We start from the raw sequence: 22,224 nt of genomic DNA, 5'->3' as shown, positions 1-22,224 counted from the left end.
AGCTCCCTCGCCACAGGTCCGGTGTCAGTTGCTAAAAGGTGTACTCGGCACCGGCGCCTGCGTACCACGAGCGTCCTGGCGCTGCTTCGTAATAGCGGCCGTTGCCGTCCCCGACAATCACCGACCCTACGTATTGGCGATCCAGCAGGTTATCCAGGCGCAGGGTTTGGTGAAACGTCCAGTGTTCCACCTTCTGCTCAAAGCGCGCGCGCCAGTTGAATACGCTGTAGCCCGGCGCCGCGTGTTGCTGGTTGGTGTCTTCGACGTAGACCTTGCTGCGGTACATGCCTTCCAGGGCGGTGCTGACCCAGTCCCGGGGTTTCCAGTTCAGTTCGGCGAATAGCGTGGTTTGCGGCACCCCGGGGAGGTAGTTGCCTTTGTCCACGGGTTTGCCGCCGCCGACGAAGTCGCTGTCGTAGGTGGCTTGCAGCCGGGTGTAGGCGATGTTGGTGCTCCACTGCTCGCTGAGCTGGCTTTCGATGCCCAACTCGAAGCCCCGGCGCAGGGTGCGGCCGGCGTTCTGGTAGCTGGTACGGCCGCCGATGGACTGGTCCACCACCAACTCATCCTCGGTGGTGATCTGGAAGACGGCGGCGTTGACCCGTGTGTCATTCAGCTGTGCTTTCAGGCCCACTTCATATTGCGTGCTCTCGGAGGGCTTCAGGCCGAAGTTGAACCCTTCGATATTGCCCGGCGCATACGCCAGTTCCGCCTGGGTGGGGGTTTCGAAACCCTTGCCGGCGCTGACATAGCCGTGCAGCTCGGGCGTGAAGGCGTACATCACGCTCACGGACGGGGTGTTCTTCTGGTAAGTCTTGTTGCCGCTGGAGTCGCCGTTGCTCAGGAACTGGTCGTCGACGTCCAGTTCCATGGTGCTGTGGCGCACCCCGGCTTGCAGGGTCCAGCGGTCGATGGCCCAGTTGGCCTGGATGTACGGATCGAGGCTGCGGGCCGTATCGATTTCATCCCGGCGTAGCTGGCCTTTTACGCCCAGGGTGTTGCCGCTGTAATTCTGATAGCCGTGGCGGCTGTCTTCGCTCTGGTCGAAATCCACGCCGGTGATGATCATCAGTTCACCCGGCACGCTGTCGATCGGCTGCATCCAGCGCACGGAGCCGCCATAGAACTTGCGGTCGAACTGCACCACGCCGCCGCCGCGCTCATTGGCGGGCGTACCTTTGGGAATCGACAGGTACTGAATCACGCTGCGGCGTCCGGTGTAGGCATTCACCTGCAAGGTTGCATCGCCAACATACCGCTCGTAGTTCATCCCCACTTGCTGGTGGTCGATGCTTTTGCGGGTGTTGTACAGCTCCGCAGCGCTGCTCACTGAGCGTGGGTCGGCTTTGTACGCGTCCCAGGTCTGCCCCAGCGGATCCTCTGTTCCGTTCTGCTCGAGGCTGCTGTAGATCAGCGCCAGTTTGCTGTCGTCATCCGGCTCGAAATTCAGCTTGGCGAAGGTCTGGTCGCGGCGGGCGCTGCTGTGATCGCGGTAGCCGTCGGTGTCCATGCGCGAAGCATCAAGCACGAAGCCTGCGCCGTCTGCTGAGCCTTCGGCGGTCAGGTGGTTCTTGCTCAGGCCGTCACTGCCCACCAGGGTTTCGGCGCCGATGCGCGGCGGGCCTTCGCCGTTGCGGGAAAACATCTGGATCACACCGCCTGCATTGCTGCCGTACAGCGTGGCGGCCGGGCCGCGCAGGACTTCAATGCGCTCGGCGGTGTCGAGGTTGAACGTGGCGGCCTGGCCCTGGCCGTCCGGGGTGCTGGCGGGGATGCCGTCGGCAATCAGTTTGATGCCCCGTACACCAAACGCTGAGCGGGCACCGAAGCCGCGGGAGGAAATCTGCAAGTCCTGGGCATAGTTCTGGCGATTTTGCACCACCAGGCCGGGCACGCGGGACAGGGTTTCCGAGGCATTGATGCCCAGTTGGCCGTCGCTGATCTGCTCACGGCTGATGCTGTCCACCGAATAGGGCAGGTCAAACGACGGGCTGGCGCTGCGCGAGCCGGTGACCACGCTGGGGTCGAGGACCAGTGGCGCTTCATCGGCCTGGGCGCCGTTGCACAGCCCTAAAAGACCAGGAAGCAACAGCGCGAAACGAGTAGGAACAACAGCTTTCATGAGCAAACCAACATCCATAGAGCACGCAAAAGCGCGCGAGTTTAACGATTCAGCCAGCCTTTGCCGAATACTCTTCCTACCGTCTGCCGATGCCCATGTCTTACGCAACCCTGGGTTAAGCTGTCTGACTGTTGCCAAAGGGAGTTGCTCATGAATCCTGCAAAGAATCTACTGCTCGCCGCTATTGTCCTTTCGGTCAGCGGTTGCGGCACCATCAACACGGTGTTTCGCCCAGACGCCGTCGCCAGCCAGAACCTCAAGGAATCGCGCAGTTATTGTGAAAACGTGCCGCGTATCTACAGCGGGGTGATCTACGGTTTTTGCACATTGAACGGCGCACCCGACACCACCAAAGAGCACACGCGCGATGCCTCCGGCTCCTTGCCGATCTTCGCTGCGGAGCTTGTGGCCTCCGGCTTGCTCGACACCCTCGTGCTGCCCTACACGGTCTACCGCCAGAACAGGGACGGCAGCATCGAGATTTTCCGCTAGGCCCGCAGTGACAACCGGTCGCCACAATCCCTAGATCATCACGGGACGTGTTTACGCTATAATCCCGCCCTTTAGCTGTTTCTCGCCCAGGCGGGGAGCACACTTTTTTCAGGCGTGACGCGCCTGCATGCAGACTAAAAGAGGCTAGACCCCTGTGGCATTGACGATTCTTGGCCTGTCCGGCGCCCTTAGCCATGATCCTTCCGCAGCCTTGTATATCGACGGCAAGCTGATCGCGGCCGCCGAAGAAGAGCGTTTCGTACGCGACAAACATGCAAAGAACCGCATGCCCTACGAATCGGCAAAGTTCTGCCTGGAACAGGCCGGTATCAAGCCTTCCGACGTTGACGTGGTCGCGATTCCATTCGCCCCCATCAGCCTGTTCGGCGAGGCCCGCTGGCACTATGCCAAGCGTTACTGGTACGCCCCGGACCGCGCCCTCGACGCGATCCTGATGGGCAACCGTCGCTACAAGCGCTATCGCAACAAGATCGTCTGGTGCCTGGAGCAACTGGGCTTCGATCCGAAAAAAATCAAGATCGAACCGGTTGAACACCACCTGGCCCACGCCTCCAGCGCCTATCACTGCTCGGGCTTCCAGGAGAAGACCGCGATCCTCGGGATCGACGGCAAGGGCGAGTACGCCACGACCTTCTTCGGCTACGGCGAAAACGGCAAGATCCACAAGATCAAGGAATTCTACGATCCGGACTCCCTGGGCGGCCTGTATGGCGCGATCACCGAGTTCCTCGGTTTTGAGATGCTCGACGGTGAGTTCAAGGTCATGGGCATGGCGCCGTATGGCGATGCCAGCAAGTACGATTTCTCGCGCCTGGCCTCCTTTGAAAACGGCGAGCTGGTGATCAACACCGACTACGCCAACGTCATCGGCCTGCGCCGCTACAAAGAGAAGGGCAAGGGTTTTTACTTCTCGCCAAAATTGATCGAGTGGCTGGGGCCAAAGCGCGAAGGTGACATCGCCGACGAGCCGTACATCCACTACGCGGCCAGCATGCAGGCACTGTTCGAGAAGCTGGCGTTGCAGATGATCGACCATTACCTGGGCGACATCCTCAAAGACACCGGCAAGCTGGCCTTCGCTGGCGGCTGTGCGCTGAACGTCAAGCTGAACCAGAAAATCATCGCCCGTGACGACGTCAAGGAGCTGTTCGTGCAGCCGGCGTCCGGCGATGCCGGCACCGCGGTGGGTGCGGCAGCCTACGTGTCCCACGCCCGTGGCGTACCGGTAGAGAAGATGGAACACGTCTATCTCGGCCCGTCCTACAGCAACGAAGACGTGATAGCCGCGTGCGCCAAGCACGAGAGCAAGCCGGTCTGGCGCAAGATCGAAAACATGCCCAAGCGCATCGCCAGGATCATGGTCGACGGCAACCCGGTGGCCTGGTTCCAGGGCCGCATGGAGTTTGGCCCGCGTGCCTTGGGCGGGCGTTCGATCATCGGTTGCCCGAGCGCGACCGGCGTGGCTGACCGGATCAACCACCAGATCAAGTTCCGCGAGCGCTGGAGGCCTTTCTGCCCGTCGATGCTCGACACCGTCGCGCCACAGATGATCAAGGTCGATCACCCGGCGCCGTTCATGACCTTCACCTTTGAAGTGTCGGAAGAGTGGAAAACCCGCGTGCCGGAAGTGGTCCATGAAGATGGCACCTCCCGCGCCCAGGTGCTCAAGCGCGAGTACAACCCGCGCTACTACGACATGATGAAAGAGCTGGAAGTACTGACCGGCAACGGCGTGTCGCTGAACACTTCGCTCAACCGTCGTGGCGAAGCGATGATCTGCTCGCCGACCGACGCGCTGAACATGTTCTTCGGCTCCGACCTGCAGTACCTGATCATGGAAGACATCCTGGTGGTCAAGGACGGCGTAGACCCTTATGACGCTGTGGTTTAAATGCTGAACCGCTTCCAGGGCTGGCGTGAACGTGGCTGGACGCCTGTCGAGGCCGAGGTTTACGCCCAGGCCTGGCAGCGTTTTGGCGGCAGCGTGGCGACTCATCCGCAGATTATCGAGCGGCTGGCGCACCTGGCACAGATTCCCGTGCGTTACCTGGGCTGGGAGCAGGATGGCGAGCTGAAAGGCGCGATTGCCACCTGGGGGCGCGACCTGGCCTTGTCCAAGGACGTGCTCAAGCGCAAAGGCAAAAAAGGCCTGTTCGATCTGGGTAACGCCGAGATCATCCTGCCGATTGCCGCCGATGCGCAGTTGCCGTTGCGCCATCGCGCGCGTTATCTGTCGGCGCTGAATGAAGGGCGCGTGAGCACCCTCAAGCCCCAGGCCGAGCAGTTGGCCATGGCGCGCACACCGGAAGAACTGTCGAAGAAGTTTCGCTACAACCAGCGTCGTGAATTGCGCTTGCTGGAAGAGGCGGGCGGCGTGGTGCGGGCGGTCAGCGAGTTTTCCAGCAGTGAGTTGGCGGCGATTTACTGCGACCTGTTCCAGCGACGCTGGGGTTTCCCTGCAGCGGGTGCCGAGCGTCTGGCCGAAGTGCTGGAGTTGCTCAAGGAATTTCTGTTCGGCTCGGTGCTGTTTCTCAATGACGCCGCGATTGCCGTGCAACTGGTGTATCAGGTGCAGGCGCCGGCGTGGGTCAGTGCCGAGTACGTCAACGGGGGTGTCGACCCTGAAACCAAGGCGTTCAGCCCCGGTAGCGTGCTGAGTTTCCTCAACACCCAAAGTGCCTGGGAGCAGGCGCGGGCGAGCGACAAGCCGCTGCGTTTTTCATTCGGCCGTTCCGATCGTGAATACAAGGAGCGCTGGTGCAACCCGGTGCCGGTGTTCAGCGTATGAGCCGCAAGCAGCAACTCCTCAAGCAGCATCGGCGCAACAAGCGCATCGCGCTGTTGGTTGGCCTGTTGCTGTTGGTGGCGGTCGGTGTGCTGGTGGCCTGGTGGTTACCGCCGGTGCTGGCCGTGGTGCTGTGGGGCGCCCATGAAGCCTGGTTTGCCGATCACCTGTTCTACTCGCCTAAAGACGACTATGAGTACGCGTTTCCCGAGGGGAGCGAGTGCGCGGGGCTGCGTCTTGAGGCGGGGCGGCTGGTGTTGGACACGCCCTTGGTGGGCGATGAAACCCTGATCGTCGGTATTGAGCTCAAAAGCGCCTGGCTCGGACGTTTTCTTGACCCCGCAATAGATGTGCTGGGCCTTGAGACGCCGGACCGGCAAGTCTTCGAGCGTGGCGTCGCGGGTCGGCGTTACCTCAACCTGACCGGCGCGGGCGAAGCACTGGCCGCCGGCAAGCTTCGTTTGCGCGGGCGCTTCTGCCGGATCAAGGGGCAGCCGACGCTGTGGCGGTTCCGCCAGCCGGATTACCGTCGCCAACGGGTGATGGTGATCGCCCCTCATGCCGACGATGCCGAATTGGCCGCCTTCAGCCTTTACAGCCAGGCCGATGAGAGCTGGATCGTCACCCTCACGGCGGGCGAAATCGAAGCCGATCACTATCAACAAATGGGCATGCCCAAGGCGGATGCCGCACGGCTCAAAGGCCGCCTGCGTGCCTGGGATAGCGTTACCGTGCCACGCTGGGCGGGCGTTCCCGAGGCGCACTGCGTGCAGTTGGGTTACTTCTGCATGCAGCTGCCGGCGATGCAGGCTGCGCCGGATCAGCCCCAGGCTTCCCGGGAAGCCGGTTTGGACGATACGCGGCTGTTTCGCCAGTTCAATACCCTGGCCTTGCCCGGGGATGTAGACGGCGCGCCGACCTGGAACAACCTGATTGCCGACCTGCGGGCCTTGCTGCTCAAGGCGCGCCCCCAGGTGATCGTGTTGCCGACGCCGCTGCTGGATCCGCACCCGGATCATATCTGTGCGCACGCCGCGATTCTCGAAGCCCTGCTAGGCCTGGAGTGGCAGCCGGGTACATTGCTCGGTTACGCCAATCACCTGCATGATAACGACCGCTGGCCCATGGGCGACTCGGGCGCTGGCGTGGCGTTGCCGCCGCGTTTTGATACCGCGCTTGAGCTGGTGCCGTGCAGCTTGCCGCTGACGCTGAGCCAGCAGCAGGACAAGGCCATGGCCTTAGGCATGATGCACGACTTGCAGCCGCGGGCGCCGTTCAAGCGTCGCGTGCGCAGGTGGTTGCAGCAATTACTGGCGGCCCGCAGTCCATCGCCTTACGGAGAGAATGAATTCTTCCGCAAAGCGGTGCGCCGTCATGAGTTGCTCTGGGTGTTGAAGCAGGATTGAGACCTTATTGAAGGCAGGCTTGCAGTGCCTGCCGCCCCTTTTTCACCGGGCTGCGTGCCCGCAGCCAGATTGCAGCATGGAGAGTTATGAAGCCTCGTTTCAAGGTTTTGCAGTTACAGCCGGACTACAACGTCAAGACCCATGACTTTGCCGACCTCGGCGAGCAGATCGTCAAGGCCTTGCCGGCTGAACGTTTCGAGGTCACATCCGGGTTCCTCAGCGGCCGTCCGCTGCCCGGCCAGCCCCTGAGCGTGGCTGAACACTCCCATTATTTCGAGCTGCCGGAAAAATCCCTCAAGGGCATTCGTTTCGGCGCCATGTGGCAGATCTACAAGTATTGCCGCGAGCAGAAATTCGACGTGGTCATCTGTAACCGCTTCAAGTCGGTCAACATGATGCTCTCCCTCAACCGTTGGCTGAAGATCCCCCTGTGCATCGGCATCTCCCACGGTTTTGGCGAGTACGCCCGTGGCTACCGCCGCCGCCAGACCCAGAAGTGGGTCAGCCCGGCGTGGCGGTTCGTCGGCGTATCAGAGGCGGTCAAGGATTACCTGGTGGACCTCAACTGTGGGTTCACCCGTGAAAACACCACGTATGTCACCAACGCCATCGACATTCCCCAGGCCGAAGCCTTGCAATTGCCTCGCGATGAAGCGCGCAAGGCTCTGGGCTTGCCGCTGGATGCACGGATGATTGGCGCCCTGGGCCGACTGGTGCCAATCAAGGGCCATACCCATTTGCTGCAAGCCTTCGCGACCCTCAAGGACAAATACCCTGAGGCCCAGGTGGGCATTATCGGCTCCGGCCGCGCCGAAGCAGACCTGCTTGCCGACATCGCGCGCCTGGGGCTGACCGGCCGTGCGCACCTGCTGGGCTTCCGTGAAGATGGCATGAAGTACGTGCGTGGTTTCGATATCTGGACTATGCCGTCGCTGTTCGAAGGCCTGGGCCTGGCGTTGCTGGAAGGCATGAGCGGGCATCTGCCGGTCATCGCTTCCAACGGCCCGGCGATGTTGCCGTTGGTGCAGGGGGCGGGCGGCCTGTCCCATGACCCGGGCAATGTCGAGCAACTGGCGGCGGCGCTGGACACGTACCTGGCGCTGAGCGACGAAGAGCTGCGCGCCAAGGGCGAACAAGTGTTCCGCTACCTGGAAGAAAACCACACCCTGGACGAGTTCCGGCACAAGTATTTGAACCTGATCGAAACCGGTCTGCGTGAAGTAGGTAGAGCATGAGTCTGCAGCAACCCCTGGTCACAGTGATCATTGCGTCTTACAACCACGGCCCGTACATCGAGCAGAGCATCCTCAGTGTGCTCGGCCAGACCTACCCCAACATTGAGTTGCTGGTGGTGGACGATGGCTCCAAGGATGACAGTGTGGAGCGCATCCAGCGCTTGCAGGCCGAGCATGGGTTTGACTTCCAGGTCCAGCAGAACCAGGGCCTGACCAACACCCTGAACGGTGCCATCGCCCGCGCCAAAGGCAGCCTGATCGCGCCATTCGGCTCCGATGACATCATGCTGCCCGAGCGCATTGCCACCCAGGTTGCCTACATGGAAGACAAGCCGAAGGTGGGCATCTGTGCCGGCAATATCGAGTTGATTGACGGTGACGGCAAGCCGTACCCGGAGAAGAAGCAGCGCCGCGATCTGCCGTTTCGCAGCCTGGATTTCGATGACCTGTTCATGGATCGCAAGCCCTTTCCCCCGGCGCCGACCCTTATGATCCGCCAGCAGGCGCTGGAAGAGGTCGGCGGTTTCGATCCGCTGATTCCGCTGGAAGACTTGCTGATCGAATTGAAGATCACCCACGCCGGCTACACCATCGACGTGTTGAACGTGGTGATGGCGCGCTATCGCCAGCATGCGACCAACACCTACAAGAATCATCGCTACATGATCCAGAACATCCTCAAGACCTACGGGCTGTTCAGCGATCACCCTGCCTATGATCAGGTTCGCTACAACTTCCTGAACTCGATGTTCCTCAAGACGGCTGACCGCGACCGCCCACTGGCGCGGGAGATCCTCAAGCAGATTCCGTTGAAGTTCTGGGGTCGCAAGACCTTGCGTGGGTTGGTGCGGTTGTACCTGGCACCGCAGCGCAGTTCATAGGGCTTTGGCCGGGCCATTGCGTTCACCGCAATGGCCCGGGGCCTGGAACCCCGGCGATTCAAACCATCACTTGGCCGGGTTCGCTACCTGCGCGACCGGACGATTGAGCTTCAGCACCTGCTCACGGATCTTCGCCGTGGCGCTTGGCGAGGCCGCCGAGGCATAGCCCTTGGCCAATTGCTCGAAATGGGTTTCGAACAGCCAATTACGGTCTTGTGGATAACGTTGCATGTGCCGCAGGTTGCGCTGGCGCAGGGCGTTACGCAGGGCTGACGGGTAGATGCGCATGTCGGCCACGTCGATCAGGCCGAACTCGCCGTCATCCATCAACAGTACGTTGCCCAGGTGCAGGGAGCGGAAGTAGATCCCGCGCTCGTGAAGCTGGGCCATGAACCCGCCGAACCGCTCAATCAGCGATTCCCGCAGGCTACTGTCCAGGCTTTGCAGCGCTTGGCGCAGGGTCAGGCCGGGCAGTGGCTGATAACGTACGGCGCTGCTGGCATCCTGTAACTGGTAGAGATTGAGGATGATTGGCGATGGAACGCCCAAGGCTCGCAGTTGCTCGCTGTTGCTGGCGAAACGCTCCGAATAGGGGTTGAAGCTGCCTGAGGTATACCAGCGACGTGGGCGGAACAGCTTGAGGAAGCTCCCGTCTTCCAGGCGCAGGACCTTTGGGCCCAGGCCATCGGCTTCAATCACGTGAGCATTGGTGCACAACTGCTCGAAATCTTGACGCTTCAGGCTTTGAACGGGCATGCGCAGCAGGCTGCGGCGACGCTGGGCGATGCTCAGTCCGGCGATCAGTGCCAGCGGGATCCATAGCAGAAACCAGTGCTCTTTTGGCCGCGAGAGAATCCCGCCGCCTTCGGTCAGGCCGGCACCGATGCCGTAGGCCAGCAATGACGAGGCCAGGATGAACAGCGGTTGTGCGCGGGCCTTGAAACTTTTGTACAAGCCCCAAACGAGCATGAAGGCCCACGGGATGAAGCCAATGATGCCGACGTAGTACAGCACACCCAGAGCAAAGCTGTGGGGTTCGCGCAGTTGATACCCGTCGGTAAGCGTCAGGTACAGCTCTGAGTCGTAGCTGTGGCCGATCCAGGGATGTTCGGCGATACGCGCAAGCGACATGCCCCAGAGTTCGAAACGGAACGAGCTGCCACGATTGGTGATCAGTTCGGGATAGAACAGCAACAGTGCTGCAGCTCCCAGCGCCATACAGCCGATCAGCAGGGCCGAGCGACGATTGCGACTGGTGAAACTCATCCAGAGCACGGCGAGGACCAGTGCAACCATCGGTGTTCTCGAACCGGTGGCCAGCACCGCGGCGGCCATGATTGCCAGCGCTGGAACGCTGAACCAGAGTACGTGCGCACGCTTGGTGGTCATGCATACGTACAGCCAGTACACGCAGAAGAATCCGAATACGTGAGAGCTCAGCAGCGGATTATCAAGAGCGCCACGCCCGCCGATCATTCGCGAGCCATCCGAGAGGTGGGGAGCAAAAGCCACCAGGCTGCAGGCGCTCGATATCAGCGCAATCAGCGCGGCACAGAAGAAGATCGGCTTGAACAGTTCGCTGCGGTAATGCAACAACAGTCCGAAGCCGACAAACAACGTGAAGGTATTCGGTGGCCGCTTGAACAGGTCGGAGTCTGTCGTGGCCTCAGGGCTCCAGAGCAGGCTTGTGAGCGCCCAGCCCGAGAAAACCAGGAAGGCAATCGCCAGGGGCTCGCGCAATACCTGCTTGAATTCCGTCGGGCGCAGGCACAGCAGCAACAGTGTCGGCGCGGCGAACAGCAGGTAGTAGAACCTGTGCAGGACATTTCGATTGGTGACAAAAAACAGCGAACTCAGTAGCAACAGCAAGCCTATGGGCAGAATCCACAAACAGAGGAAGTCGAAAACGCGATTTGAGCCATATGTAAGGCGCTTGGAGTGCATACAGAAAAGCCGTTCCAGAATAAAGAAAGCCGACCATACTAAAGTAGTGGCTATATAATGTCGCCCGTTGGATCCAACGGGGCCGCGGTTGTGCCGCGTGCAAGTACAACAGAGAAGCTGTGCTAAAGTCAGCCTCCTTTTTCAAAACCGCCGCGTGATATGACCGACTCCAGTCCGAGCGCAAGCCCTTCGAGCTTGAAAATATACTTCCGCCTGCTCAGCTACGTTAAGCCCTATGCCGGCTTGTTCGCGTTGAGTATTGTCGGCTTTCTGATTTTCGCGTCGACCCAGCCGATGCTGGGCTACATCCTCAAGTACTTTGTCGATGGCCTGTCCAACCCCGAAGCGGTGTTGTTCCCCACGGTGCCTTTCCTGCGTGACCTGCAATTGCTGCAGGCCGTGCCGTTGCTGATCATCCTGATCGCCGCGTGGCAGGGCCTCGGCTCGTTCCTGGGCAACTACCTGTTGGCCAAGGTTTCCCTGGGCCTGGTCCACGACCTGCGGGTGCAGCTGTTCAACAACCTGCTGACGCTGCCGAACCGCTACTTCGACAATCACAACTCCGGGCACCTGATTTCCCGCATCACCTTCAACGTGACCATGGTCACCGGTGCTGCGACGGATGCCATCAAGGTGGTGATTCGCGAAGGCATGACGGTGATCTTCCTGTTCGCCTCGCTGCTGTTCATGAACTGGCGGCTGACCCTGGTGATGATCGCCATCCTGCCGTTGATTGCCGTGATGGTCAGCACCGCGAGCAAGAAATTTCGCAAGCAGAGCAAGAAGATCCAGGTCGCCATGGGTGACGTGACCCACGTCGCCTCGGAAACCATCCAGGGTTACCGCGTGGTGCGCAGCTTCGGCGGCGAGGTGTATGAGCAGAAGCGCTTCCTCAAGGCCAGCCTGAGCAACACCAACAAGCAACTGCGCATGACCCGCACCGGCGCGATCTACACGCCGGCGCTGCAACTGGTGATCTACAGCGCCATGGCGGTGTTGATGTTCCTGGTGCTGTACCTTCGCGGTGATGCGTCGGCGGGCGACATGGTGGCCTACATCACGTTGGCCGGCCTGCTGCCCAAGCCGATTCGCCAGCTGTCTGAAGTCAGCTCGACCATCCAGAAAGGCGTGGCCGGTGCCGAAAGCATTTTCGAGCAGTTGGACGAAGACGTGGAAATCGATCGCGGCACCATCGAGCGCGAGAAGGTCAGCGGTCGCCTGGAAGTGCGCAACCTGAACTTCACCTACCCAGGCACCGAGCGCCATGTGCTCAAGGACATCACGTTCACCGCAGAGCCCGGGCAGATGGTTGCCCTGGTAGGGCGTTCGGGCAGTGGCAAGTCCACCCTGGCCAGCCTGATCCCGCGTTTCTACCACCACGAGAGCGGCGAGATTCTGCTCGATGGCGTGGAGATCGAAGACTATCGCCTGCTCAACCTGCGCCGGCATATCGCCCAAGTGACCCAGCACGTGACCCTGTTCAGCGACACCGTGACGAATAACATCGCCTACGGTGACCTGGCCGGCGCACCGCGGGCCGATGTCGAGGCGGCGGCGGCCGATGCCTATGCCAAGGACTTCATCGACCAACTGCCCAAAGGCTTCGATACCCAGGTCGGCGAAAACGGTGTGCTGCTGTCCGGCGGCCAGCGCCAGCGCCTGGCTATTGCCCGGGCCTTGCTCAAGAACGCGCCATTGCTGATCCTCGACGAGGCGACCTCGGCGCTGGACACCGAGTCGGAGCGCCATATCCAGGCGGCCCTGGACAAGGTCATGCAAGGCCGTACGACGCTGGTCATCGCCCATCGCCTGTCGACTATCGAGAAAGCCGACCTGATCCTGGTGATGGACGATGGCCGGATTGTCGAGCGTGGTACCCACGGCGAACTGCTGGCACAAAACGGCTATTACGCCCGCCTGCACGCCATGGGCCTGGACGCACCGATCCCGGCCGACATCACCTGATCCGTAGGAGCCGGCTGGCCGGCGATGGCCTTACCGCGGTTGCACTGAAAAACCGCAGTGAACGCATCGCCGGCAAGCCGGCTCCTACATTGCACAAGCCTTTGACAACCCTGTGTTAATATCGCGCCCCTGTTCATTTTGTATGTGGGTTGCTCCATGAAGTTGTCCATGCCGCGATTCGATCAAGCCCCTGTCTTGGTGGTCGGCGATGTCATGCTCGACCGTTACTGGCATGGCGGTACCTCACGGATTTCCCCTGAGGCACCGGTACCGGTAGTCAAGGTCGAGCAAATCGAAGACCGTCCAGGTGGCGCTGCCAACGTTGCCCTCAATATTGCCGCCCTCGGCGCCCCGGCCTCCCTGGTGGGTGTGACCGGCGACGACGAAGCCGCCGACAGCCTGGCCAACAGCCTGCGTGGCGCTGGCGTGCGTGCGCTGTTCCAGCGCATTCCCCATCAGCCGACCATCGTCAAGCTGCGGGTGATGAGCCGTCACCAGCAACTGCTGCGTATCGACTTTGAAGAACCCTTCGCCACCGATGCCCTGGCCCTCAGTGCCCAGGTCGACGAGTTGCTCGAAGGCATCAAGGTGCTGGTGTTGTCCGACTACGGCAAAGGCGCCCTGAAAAATCACCAGATGCTGATCCAGGCCGCCAAGGCCCGGGGCATTCCGGTGCTGGCTGATCCCAAGGGCAAGGACTTCTCGATTTATCGGGGTGCCAGCCTGATCACGCCGAACCTCAGCGAATTTGAAACCATCGTCGGCGGCTGCGTCGATGAGCACGAGCTGGTAACCAAGGGCGCGAAGCTCATGGCCGACCTCGACCTGGGTGCCTTGCTGGTGACCCGTGGTGAACATGGCATGACGTTGCTGCGCCCTGATCACCCGGCCATGCACTTGCCCGCGCGGGCTCGTGAAGTGTTCGACGTGACCGGTGCCGGTGACACGGTGATCTCCACCCTGGCGGCCTCGATTGCCGCGGGTGAAGAGCTGCCTCACGCAGTGGCCCTGGCCAATCTCGCGGCGGGCATTGTGGTCGGCAAACTGGGTACGGCGGCCATCAGCGCACCTGAGCTGCGCCGTGCCATCCAGCGTTCCGAAGGCTCGGAGCGCGGCGTGTTGAGTATCGAGCAATTGCTGCTGGCGATTGACGATGCCCGGGCGCATAACGAGAGCATTGTCTTCACCAACGGTTGCTTCGACATTCTGCACGCCGGTCACGTGACATACCTGGAGCAGGCGCGGGCCCAAGGCGATCGTTTGATCGTGGCGGTCAACGATGATGCGTCGGTCAGCCGGTTGAAAGGGCCGGGGCGGCCGATCAACAGTGTCGACCGTCGCATGGCGGTGCTGGCGGGTTTGGGGGCCGTGGACTGGGTGATCAGCTTTGCCGAGGCGACCCCGGAAAACCTGCTGGCCCAAGTCAAGCCGGACGTGTTGGTCAAGGGTGGGGATTATTCGGTCGACCAGGTAGTCGGCGCTGATATCGTCAGTGCCTATGGCGGCAAGGTCAAAGTGTTGGGGCTGGTGGAAAACAGCTCGACCACGGCGATTGTGGAAAAAATCCGCAGCAACTGACCGAGCGCGGCAGGGGAGCTTGCTCCCTTGCCGCAGGTTACCGGGTGCGCTTGCGCGGGACGATTTTCTTCAACAGCAGCTTGGCCCTTCCGGTCAACCGCTTCAATTTCGACTCTTTCTCGGGCGCGCTCAGCCCCTGTTGCCGCAGCCAGTCCTTCCAGCGGATCCGCTCGTCACGCACGATCCAGCCTTCCTGCTGGGCAAAGCTTTCTGCCAGATACAACCCTCGCGTACTCGCCGGATACAGCTGATCCTTTTTCAAGGTGTACAGCTCCGCACACGGCTGGCCGTCTTTCAGCGGCATCAGGTACAAGTCCGGACGCTGGCGGTCCAGGCGCGCGACCAACTGATCACCTTCCAGGCGCTCGTCCACATGAAACAGGCTCAGGGACTTGGCCTCCTTGGGGACTTCCAGGCGCAAGTCATAGATCAGTTGCAGCGAAGCCGTCGGCAGGTGCACGTAGGCCCGTGGGCGCTCAATCAATTGCGTGGTGGCGCAGCGCACTGGGCGTGCGGCACCGGACAGTGGCGAGAGCCGAAACGGCAATGCTTCGCGGTAGTGCAGGGCGGATGAGTAGGGGGCCGGCAGCCACGTGTCGTTGAAGCGCCCACCCAGCCAGCCTTCCGGGGTTTCCAGCAGGCATTCCTCGGCGATTTCCTGAATGGCGGTGTGCAGTGGCAGGTTAAGTTCGTGGGCAGGCACATAACCGGAGATCAGCTTGAGCACCACATCGCCGCGGTCTTGTCGGCGCTGGCGCACCAGCACCCAGTAATCGCGGTTCTGCCAATGCAACGTCAGGCGCACCGAAACACCAAGGTTGGCCAGTTCCAGCACGAAACGCTCGGTGTCTTTCACCTCCACCGGCTTGCGCCGTTGCAGGGTCTGGGCGAAGTTGAGCGGCATGCCGACGCTCTGGTAACTCAAGCCTTCGGGCGTGGCTTCGACATGCAGCGGCAGCGTTTTGAAGTTACTCGGGTTTTTTCTAATGAGCGTTCGCGCCATGTCGGCTCCTTCTTGCGTCGGGGTCGGCCGCGTCGGCGGCATCAGAGTTGGCGAATGACCTTGGCAGCGGTCGCTACGTTGTGGGCGAGGTGCAGCGGATTAATGGTCCCGACAATAGCACTGGCGACGCCAGTTTGCGCAAACAACAACATGAAACTGGCGTGAATTGGATCCACTCCGGATTCGAGGCAGACGTGGCCACTGGCCAGTGCTTTTTTCACCAGGATGCCTTTGCCGTGCGCGGCCGCATAATCAATGACGGCTTTCTCGGCCTGTTCGTTCAGATTGTAGGTGACCATGGCGCAATCGCCTTGTTCCAGAGCCTTTACGCCGCCCTCGACGGTTTTGCCGGAGAAGCCGAAACCGCGAATCTTGCCCTCGCGCTTGAGGTCCGCCAGGGTCTGGTAAACCTCGCAATCGTTGAGGATATGCAGGTCGTTGCCGTCGGAGTGCACCAGCACCAGGTCGATAAAATCCGTTTCAAGTCGTTTCAGGCTGCGCTCCACAGAAAGTCGGGTATGGGCCGCGCTGAAATCGTGATGGGACACACCCTCGGCAAACTCTTCGCCCACCTTGCTGACAATCACCCAGTCCTGGCGCTGGCCGCGCAACAGCGGGCCCAGGCGTTCTTCGCTGCGGCCATAGGCGGGCGCAGTGTCGATCAGGTTGATGCCCAGTTGACGGGCCTGGCGCAGCAGCATCCGCGCGGCGTCGTCATCGGGAATCTGGAAACCGTTGGGGTACTTCACCCCTTGGTCGCGGCCCAGCTTGACGGTGCCCAGGCCCAGCGGCGAGACCAGCAGGCCGGTGCTGCCCAGCGGGCGGTGAAGGTCGTGCAGGGTCGGCAAGGTCATGGCAGCAGTTGCTCCCAGGCGGGTTGGGCGATCTTGGGTTTTGGCAGTTCGGGCAGTTTTTCCGGGGTGCCTGGCGTGATGCCGTCACGTTCCAGTGCATGGATCACCCGATCGGCGAAATCCGGTGCCAATGCCAGCTTGGTCGGCCAGCCCACCAGCAGGCGGTCCTGTTCGGCGAGGAAGGCGTTGTCCGGGCGGGTCAGCCCCGACTGTAACGGCTCGGCGCGGTCCACGCGCAGGGTGGCCCACCGGGTCTGGCTCATGTCGATCCAGGGCAGCAGTTGGGCCAGCTCTTTTTGGGCGGTGGCGATCTGTTGCTCCGGGGTACGGGCCACACCTTCGGCCTCGGCAATATCGCCGCCCAGGTACCACACCCAGTTGCCATCGGCAGCGGGGTGCGTGGTCACGGTGATGCGCGGCTTGGTGCCGCCGCCCAGGCAGTGGGCGTACAGCGGCTTCAGGCCGGGGCCCTTGGCGATGATCATGTGCAGCGGTCGGCGTTGCATGGCGGGCTGGCTCAGGCCCAGGGCACTGAGCAAGTCAGCAGTGCCGCCACCGGCGCTGAGCACGATACGCTGGGCGCGGATCTCGCGGCCATCGACCTTCAGGCCGACCAGTGTGCCGTCTTCCATCAACGGTTCGATCTGTTCACCGGCCAGCAGGCCGTCGCCGGCCAGTTGCGCTAGGCGTTCGATCAGGCTTGGGACGTCGATCACCAACTCGGCCAGGCGATAGACCTTGCCCTTGAAGCGGCGGTCTTGCAGGGCCGGTGGCAGGTCGTCGCCCTTTACCTGGTCGACGCGGCCACGCACGGCCTTGCTGGCGAAGAAACTGGTGAGGTTGCCGGCGATAGTGCCCGGCGACCACAGATAGTGGGCCTCGGACAGCAGGCGCACGCCCGAAAGGTCCAGTTCGCCGTTGCCCGCCAGAGCTTCGCGCCAGCGGCGGGGCATGTCGGCGATGGCTTCCGAGGCGCCGGTGAGGGCGCCGTGCAGCGCGTATTTCGCACCGCCGTGGATGATCCCCTGGGACTTCACGCTCTGCCCGCCACCGAGGGTGGCGCTTTCTACCAGCACCGTGGAAAAGCCCTGGCGACGCAGGCGCGCATTGAGCCAGAGGCCGGCAACCCCGGCGCCGACAATCAGAACGTCGGTGGAAATAACGGATGGCATGCAGCGACCTCAGTGTTCAAGACAAGAGGCGCAGTATACAGGCACAGAGGCGCGGCGATTTGTCGGTGATCAGTGCCCGGCGGTTTTCGAGAACAGCTGAATCACCACCACCCCGAGCACAATCAGGGCCATCCCCAGCATCGCCGGGATATCTAGTTTCTGCCCGTAGATAAACAGCGCGGCGATGCTGACCATCACGATACCCATCCCGGCCCACACCGCATACGCGACGCCCACCGGCACGGTGCGCACCACCAGCGTGAGCATCCAGAAGGCCACGCCGTAACCGACGATCACCAGCAACAGCGGGATCGGCGTGCTGAAACCCTTGATCGCTTTCATGGAGACGGTGGCGATCACTTCCGAGCAAATGGCAATGGCCAGGTAATAGTAGGCGGCGTTCATGGGGTAAATCCTCGGTACAGGGGTTCAACCGTAGGAGCGAGCTTGCTCGCGAAAGTCGTCAGCGATAACGCAGCGCATCTGGTTTAACGCGGCGCTCTCGGATCCTTCGCGAGCAAGCTCGCTCCTACAAAGGTTGGCATTTTAGAGACTTACCAGATGCGGTAAAGTCATTACCTATCCGAATCAAAGATGGGTTGAGCCATGAGCGTGCAGTGGAGTCTTGAGCAAATGCGCCTGTTTGTCAGCGTCGCCGAGCAGCGTTCATTTTCGGCGGTGGCGCGGGACCAGCGCCGGGCACAGTCGGCAGTCAGCAATGGGATTGCCATGTTGGAGGCGGACCTGGGCGTGTCCCTGTTTGATCGCAGCAGCGGCCGCCAGCCCCGCTTGACCGAGGCCGGCACCGCGTTGCTCGAAGAGGCGCGGGAAGTCTTGCGCCAGTGTGAACGCCTGAATGGCCGTGCGTTGTCGTTGATGCGGGGGGAAGAAGCCCGCCTGCGCCTGGCCCAGGATGAGGCCATGCTCTATCAGCCGGTGCTCGACAGCCTCGAATCGCTGGCGGGAAAATTTCCCAGCCTGGAGGTGCAGTTGTCCAGCGCCGCCCAAGGCGATGTCGCGCGCAAACTGGTGGAGCGCAAGGCGGATCTGGGCCTGCTGTTCTACCACGACCAAATCCCCGAAGCGTTGGAGCGCCGGGTGCTGGGCAGCGTGGAGATGGTGACCGTGTGCGGTATCAGTCATCCCATGGCCAGGGAAAAGTTCGTGGATTGCCAGCGCCTGGCACAGTTTCGCCAGTTGCTGATGGCGACCCAGACCAGCGTGTATCCCGGAAGCGAGGCCGCCAGCCCGCAAGTGTGGCGCGCTGATAGCTTCTACGTGCTGGCCGAATGGCTGGCACGTGGGCTGGGTTGGGCCTGGCTGCCACGGCATGTGGTGCAGTACCCGGCCTATCAGAACCAGATGGTCGAACTGAACAGTGAATGGACCCCGCCGGCACTGGTGGTGGAGTTGGTGTGGCGTCGCGATGAGCCGCTTGGCCCGGCCGCGCGTTTCCTCGCCGAACGTTTTGCCGAGTGCTTGCAGGCGATCGACTGAAAAAGCCGATAAACTCCGCCGCCATGAATAGAACTCTCTACAGCTGTCTGTTTTACCTGGCGCTGCCGTTGGTGGCTTTACGTCTGTGGCTGCGGGCCCGCAAGGCGCCGGCTTACGCCAAGCGCGTGGGTGAGCGCTTTTCCTGGGGCTTGCCGGCCATGCAGCCCGGCGGGATTTGGGTGCACGCGGTGTCGGTGGGCGAAAGCATCGCCGCGGCACCAATGATTCGCGGGCTGCTGGAACGTTATCCACAGTTGCCGATCACCGTCACCTGTATGACGCCCACCGGTTCCGAGCGCATCCAGGCGTTGTTTGCCAACGAGCCGCGCATCCAGCACTGCTACCTGCCGTATGATTTGCCCTGTGCGGCCAAGCGTTTTCTTGATCGTGTGCAGCCGAAACTGGCGGTGATCATGGAAACCGAACTGTGGCCCAACCATATTCACCAGTGCGCCAAACGCGGGATTCCCGTGGCATTGGCCAACGCGCGGCTGTCGGCCCGTTCGGCCAAGGGCTACGGGCGCTTCGCCAAGCTGACTGCGCCGATGCTGGCGGAAATGAGCCTGTTTGCCGTCCAGACTGAAATCGAGGCCGAGCGTTTTCGCAGCCTGGGTGCACGGCCGGAAACCGTCGAGGTCACCGGTTCGATCAAGTTCGACCTGACCATCGACCCGCAACTGCTGGTAAGCGCCGCCGCCTTGCGCGAGCAATGGCACGCCAGCGAACGCCCGGTGTGGATCGCCGCCAGCACCCACGAAGGCGAAGATGAAGTGGTGCTCGCCGCCCATCGGCAGTTGCTCGCCAGCTACCCGAATGCCTTGCTGATTCTGGTGCCGCGCCATCAGGAGCGATTCAACCCGATGTTCGAGTTGTGCCAGCAACAGGGTTTCGCCACCGTGCGTCGCTCCAGCGGCGAGGCAGTAACGGCGCAAACCTCGGTGTTGCTGGGCGACACCATGGGCGAGCTGCTGTTTTTGTATGCGTTGGCCGACAGCGCGTTTGTCGGCGGCAGCCTGGTCGCCACGGGCGGGCATAACCCACTGGAGCCGGCGGCGTTGGCCAAGCCGGTTATTTGCGGGCCTCATGTGTTCAACTTCCTTGAGATCAGCGCAATGATGCGCAACGCCGGCGCGCTGCAGGAAGTCGACGATGCCGAGGGTTTGGCGGTGGCGGTGCAGCGCTTGTTCGAGCTGCCGCAGGACGCGCAGAAGATGGGCCAGGCGGGGCTGGCGGTGATGCGTGCCAATCAAGGCGCGTTGAAACGTTTGCTGGACGGGTTGGGCAGGCTGCTCAACCACTGACAACACAAATCAAATGTGGGAGCTGGCTTGCCGGCGATACAGGCACCTCGGTACATCAGTCAGACCGAGGTGATGCAATCGCAGGCAAGCCAGCTCCCACATGGGTTATGTATTGTCTTTAATAACCCGGGTTAGCCTTCAACTGTGCCGCAGCGGCCTTGGCCAGGTCCGGCGGCAGGAAGTCCTTGTCCGGGTTGTAGTCGGCCTTCAGGTACCGCGCCAGATCCTGCAAATCCCCCGGGTTCAGGGTCCCGGCGGCCTGCTTCAAGCGCAGGTTGTCGAGGATGTAGTCGTAGCGGCTGTTGTTGTAGTTGCGCACCGAGGTGTACAGCTGGCGCTGGGCGTCCAGCACATCGACGATATTGCGCGTGCCCACCTGGTAACCGATTTCCGTGGCTTCCACCGCGCTCTGGTTGGAGATGATCGACTGGCGGCGTGCCTGTACCTGCTCCACGTCGGTGTTGACCGCGCGGTGCAGATTGCGAGTGTTTTCCACCACCTGGCGGCGCAGGCCTTCGCGTTGCTGCTCGGTCTGGCCCAGGCGGGAATAGGACTCGCGCACTTGCGAGCTGGTGAGACCGCCGCTGTACAGTGGAATCCTCAACTGCAAGCCTACGGTGCGTTGCGACACGTCACCGTGATACGGCTGGCCAAAGGCGCTGGGGTTGCTGAAACCCAGGGCGTCGTTGTCACCTTTTTCGTACTGTGCCACGGCATCCAGGGTCGGCGCGTGGCCGGCCTTGCGTTGCTTCAGGGTTTCTTCGGCAGCAGTGACGGCGTAGTTGCTGGCCAGCAGGTTGAGGTTCTGGCGGCCGGCGGTTTCGACCCAGGCCTTGGCGTCGTTCGGTGCCGGTGGCAGCACCGGCAACGTGTGGACGATGCCCTGGATCGAGTTGTATTGGCGGTTGGTCAGGGTGATCAGCGCTTCGAAGGCGTCGTCCACCTGGCGCTGGGCCAGGATCCGGTTGGCGCGTGCGGTGTCGTAGCTGGCCTGGGATTGCAGCACGTCGGTCTTGTCCGACAGGCCGACGTCAAAGCGTTCGTTGGACTGGTCCAGTTGGCGTTTGAAGGCGGCTTCTTCGGCTTTGGTGGAGGCCAGGTTGTCCTGGGCCCGCAGCACGGCGAAGTAGTTTTCGGCACTTTGCAGGATCAGGTTCTGTTCGGTGGCCGAGAGTTGCAGCGCGGCCTGTTCGTTGACCGCTTCGGCGGCTTGCAACTGGAACCAGCGATCGGCGCGGAACAGCGGCTGGCTCAGGGTCGCGCGCCAGGAATGGGCGTCGCGATTGACCGTGGCGGCGGGCTGATCCAGCTGGGTGCGCACATTGCTGATATCGGCACCGGCCGACAGGTTCGGCAGCAAGCCGGCGCGGGCCTGGGGCACCACTTCTTTCTGCGCGCCATACTGGGCGCGGGCGGCGGCCAGGTCGGCGTTGTTGTCCACCGCTTCCTGGTAGACGCTGACCAGGTCGGTTTTGGTCGTCAGGGGCGCTTCAGCTGCCCAGACCATTCCGTTGGTCGCACAAGACACGGCAAGAGCCAGTGAGAGTTTGCGCAGCATGAGGCGATCCCTAGAATAATATTACGGCGATAATTTGGTGCCCAAGGCTAAGGCGGCCCATTCCTGGCGTCAAGGCCTCAAGCAGTCACCGAGTGTAGTGGCGCTATCACGGCACAACAATCCTGTAATTACGCCATTCATCACGATGAATGCACCGTCATTGGCAATTTGCCTGCTCCATGGTCTAGACTGGCCGCGTTCTTGTCGGGGTGCCTTGTTGGAAGGCTGAGATCGGTAAATACCGGATCCCGTTGAACCTGATCAGGTTAACGCCTGCGTAGGGAACAAGATTTCTCGTCACCCGGCGAGTCCTCTTGTGCTTCGTCCGGGATGTTGTTCGACAATCGAACAGCCCGTGCGCCAAGCACAGCACTGGTTTCAGTGCGTCCATCCGTCACAGGTTCGCTCCG

Annotated in this window: 17 protein-coding genes and 1 riboswitch; of the genes, 10 read left to right on the top strand and 7 right to left on the bottom strand. The window is 61.7% G+C overall.

Annotated elements, in window-relative coordinates; translation table 11 throughout:
* Positions 1-31: 31 nt before the first annotated feature.
* Entirely contained in the window at positions 32-2,122 is a 2,091-nt protein-coding gene (locus HKK54_RS08125; RefSeq protein WP_169386529.1) for a TonB-dependent receptor family protein, read from the bottom strand.
* A 150-nt stretch (positions 2,123-2,272) separates the two neighbouring features.
* On the opposite strand from HKK54_RS08125, the gene HKK54_RS08120 reads away from it, so the two are divergent.
* The 6 genes from HKK54_RS08120 (at position 2,273) to HKK54_RS08095 (ending at position 8,942) form a co-directional block, all read left to right on the top strand.
* On the top strand, positions 2,273-2,614 hold the full coding sequence (locus HKK54_RS08120; protein ID WP_169386528.1) for a YceK/YidQ family lipoprotein: 342 nt from the start codon (positions 2,273-2,275) through the stop codon (positions 2,612-2,614).
* 154 nt (positions 2,615-2,768) lie between these two features.
* Entirely contained in the window at positions 2,769-4,526 is a 1,758-nt protein-coding gene (locus tag HKK54_RS08115) for a carbamoyltransferase family protein (RefSeq protein WP_008439143.1), read from the top strand.
* Complete coding sequence (locus HKK54_RS08110) at positions 4,527-5,423, top strand: GNAT family N-acetyltransferase (protein ID WP_010169297.1); 897 nt, start codon at positions 4,527-4,529, stop codon at positions 5,421-5,423.
* Complete coding sequence (locus HKK54_RS08105) at positions 5,420-6,826, top strand: PIG-L deacetylase family protein (RefSeq protein ID WP_169386527.1); 1,407 nt, start codon at positions 5,420-5,422, stop codon at positions 6,824-6,826. Before HKK54_RS08110 ends, HKK54_RS08105 begins: the two co-directional genes overlap by 4 nt.
* An 86-nt stretch (positions 6,827-6,912) precedes the next feature.
* Complete coding sequence (locus tag HKK54_RS08100; RefSeq protein ID WP_169386526.1) at positions 6,913-8,061, top strand: glycosyltransferase family 4 protein; 1,149 nt, start codon at positions 6,913-6,915, stop codon at positions 8,059-8,061.
* Positions 8,058-8,942 carry a glycosyltransferase gene (locus HKK54_RS08095; protein WP_169386525.1) on the top strand — a complete coding sequence of 295 codons (885 nt, stop codon included), beginning with the start codon at positions 8,058-8,060 and terminating at the stop codon, positions 8,940-8,942. Before HKK54_RS08100 ends, HKK54_RS08095 begins: the two co-directional genes overlap by 4 nt.
* A 66-nt stretch (positions 8,943-9,008) precedes the next feature.
* Here the strand turns inward: HKK54_RS08095 and HKK54_RS08090 are convergent, their stop codons facing one another.
* Positions 9,009-10,886, bottom strand: a complete 1,878-nt coding sequence (locus HKK54_RS08090; RefSeq protein ID WP_169386524.1) for a bifunctional O-antigen ligase/aminoglycoside phosphotransferase family protein — start codon at positions 10,884-10,886, stop codon at positions 9,009-9,011.
* A gap of 159 nt (positions 10,887-11,045) precedes the next feature.
* Between HKK54_RS08090 and msbA the strand changes: the two genes are divergently transcribed.
* Together msbA and hldE are read left to right on the top strand one after the other, a co-directional pair.
* Positions 11,046-12,851 carry a lipid A export permease/ATP-binding protein MsbA gene (gene msbA / locus HKK54_RS08085; protein ID WP_169386523.1) on the top strand — a complete coding sequence of 602 codons (1,806 nt, stop codon included), beginning with the start codon at positions 11,046-11,048 and terminating at the stop codon, positions 12,849-12,851.
* Between the two features lie 156 nt (positions 12,852-13,007).
* Positions 13,008-14,429, top strand: coding sequence for a bifunctional D-glycero-beta-D-manno-heptose-7-phosphate kinase/D-glycero-beta-D-manno-heptose 1-phosphate adenylyltransferase HldE (hldE, locus tag HKK54_RS08080; RefSeq protein WP_169386522.1), 1,422 nt, complete (start codon positions 13,008-13,010; stop codon positions 14,427-14,429).
* A gap of 37 nt (positions 14,430-14,466) precedes the next feature.
* On the opposite strand, the gene HKK54_RS08075 is transcribed toward hldE, so the two are convergent.
* From HKK54_RS08075 to HKK54_RS08060, 4 genes are all read right to left on the bottom strand, one after another.
* A complete protein-coding gene (locus HKK54_RS08075; RefSeq protein WP_169386521.1) occupies positions 14,467-15,432 on the bottom strand; it encodes a metal ABC transporter ATPase in 966 nt (321 codons plus the stop codon).
* Between the two features lie 41 nt (positions 15,433-15,473).
* Complete coding sequence (locus HKK54_RS08070) at positions 15,474-16,286, bottom strand: aldo/keto reductase (RefSeq protein ID WP_010169318.1); 813 nt, start codon at positions 16,284-16,286, stop codon at positions 15,474-15,476.
* The gene (locus HKK54_RS08065) at positions 16,283-17,458 is read right to left on the bottom strand and encodes an NAD(P)/FAD-dependent oxidoreductase (RefSeq protein WP_010169320.1); all 1,176 of its coding nucleotides are present in this window, start codon (positions 17,456-17,458) and stop codon (positions 16,283-16,285) included. The genes HKK54_RS08070 and HKK54_RS08065 overlap by 4 nt, the downstream gene beginning before the upstream one ends.
* Before the next feature lie 69 nt (positions 17,459-17,527).
* A complete protein-coding gene (locus tag HKK54_RS08060; RefSeq protein WP_169386520.1) occupies positions 17,528-17,863 on the bottom strand; it encodes a DMT family transporter in 336 nt (111 codons plus the stop codon).
* A 201-nt stretch (positions 17,864-18,064) separates the two neighbouring features.
* Here HKK54_RS08060 and HKK54_RS08055 point away from each other — a divergent pair, with 201 nt between their 5' ends.
* A complete protein-coding gene (locus HKK54_RS08055; RefSeq protein WP_169386519.1) occupies positions 18,065-18,955 on the top strand; it encodes a LysR family transcriptional regulator in 891 nt (296 codons plus the stop codon).
* A 23-nt stretch (positions 18,956-18,978) separates the two neighbouring features.
* Entirely contained in the window at positions 18,979-20,256 is a 1,278-nt protein-coding gene (gene waaA, locus HKK54_RS08050; RefSeq protein WP_169386518.1) for a lipid IV(A) 3-deoxy-D-manno-octulosonic acid transferase, read from the top strand.
* A 118-nt stretch (positions 20,257-20,374) separates the two neighbouring features.
* Here the strand turns inward: waaA and HKK54_RS08045 are convergent, their stop codons facing one another.
* Positions 20,375-21,814 (bottom strand): TolC family outer membrane protein, encoded by a 1,440-nt coding sequence (locus HKK54_RS08045; protein WP_169386517.1) that lies wholly within the window; start codon positions 21,812-21,814, stop codon positions 20,375-20,377.
* A 195-nt stretch (positions 21,815-22,009) separates the two neighbouring features.
* A riboswitch (TPP riboswitch) is annotated at positions 22,010-22,115 on the top strand.
* The last annotated feature ends 109 nt before the right edge of the window (positions 22,116-22,224 follow it).

Source organism: Pseudomonas sp. ADAK13, assembly GCF_012935715.1.
GTDB lineage: Bacteria > Pseudomonadota > Gammaproteobacteria > Pseudomonadales > Pseudomonadaceae > Aquipseudomonas.
Note: the sequence above shows the minus strand (reverse complement) of the source record. Positions and strands in the feature narration are given on the sequence as shown.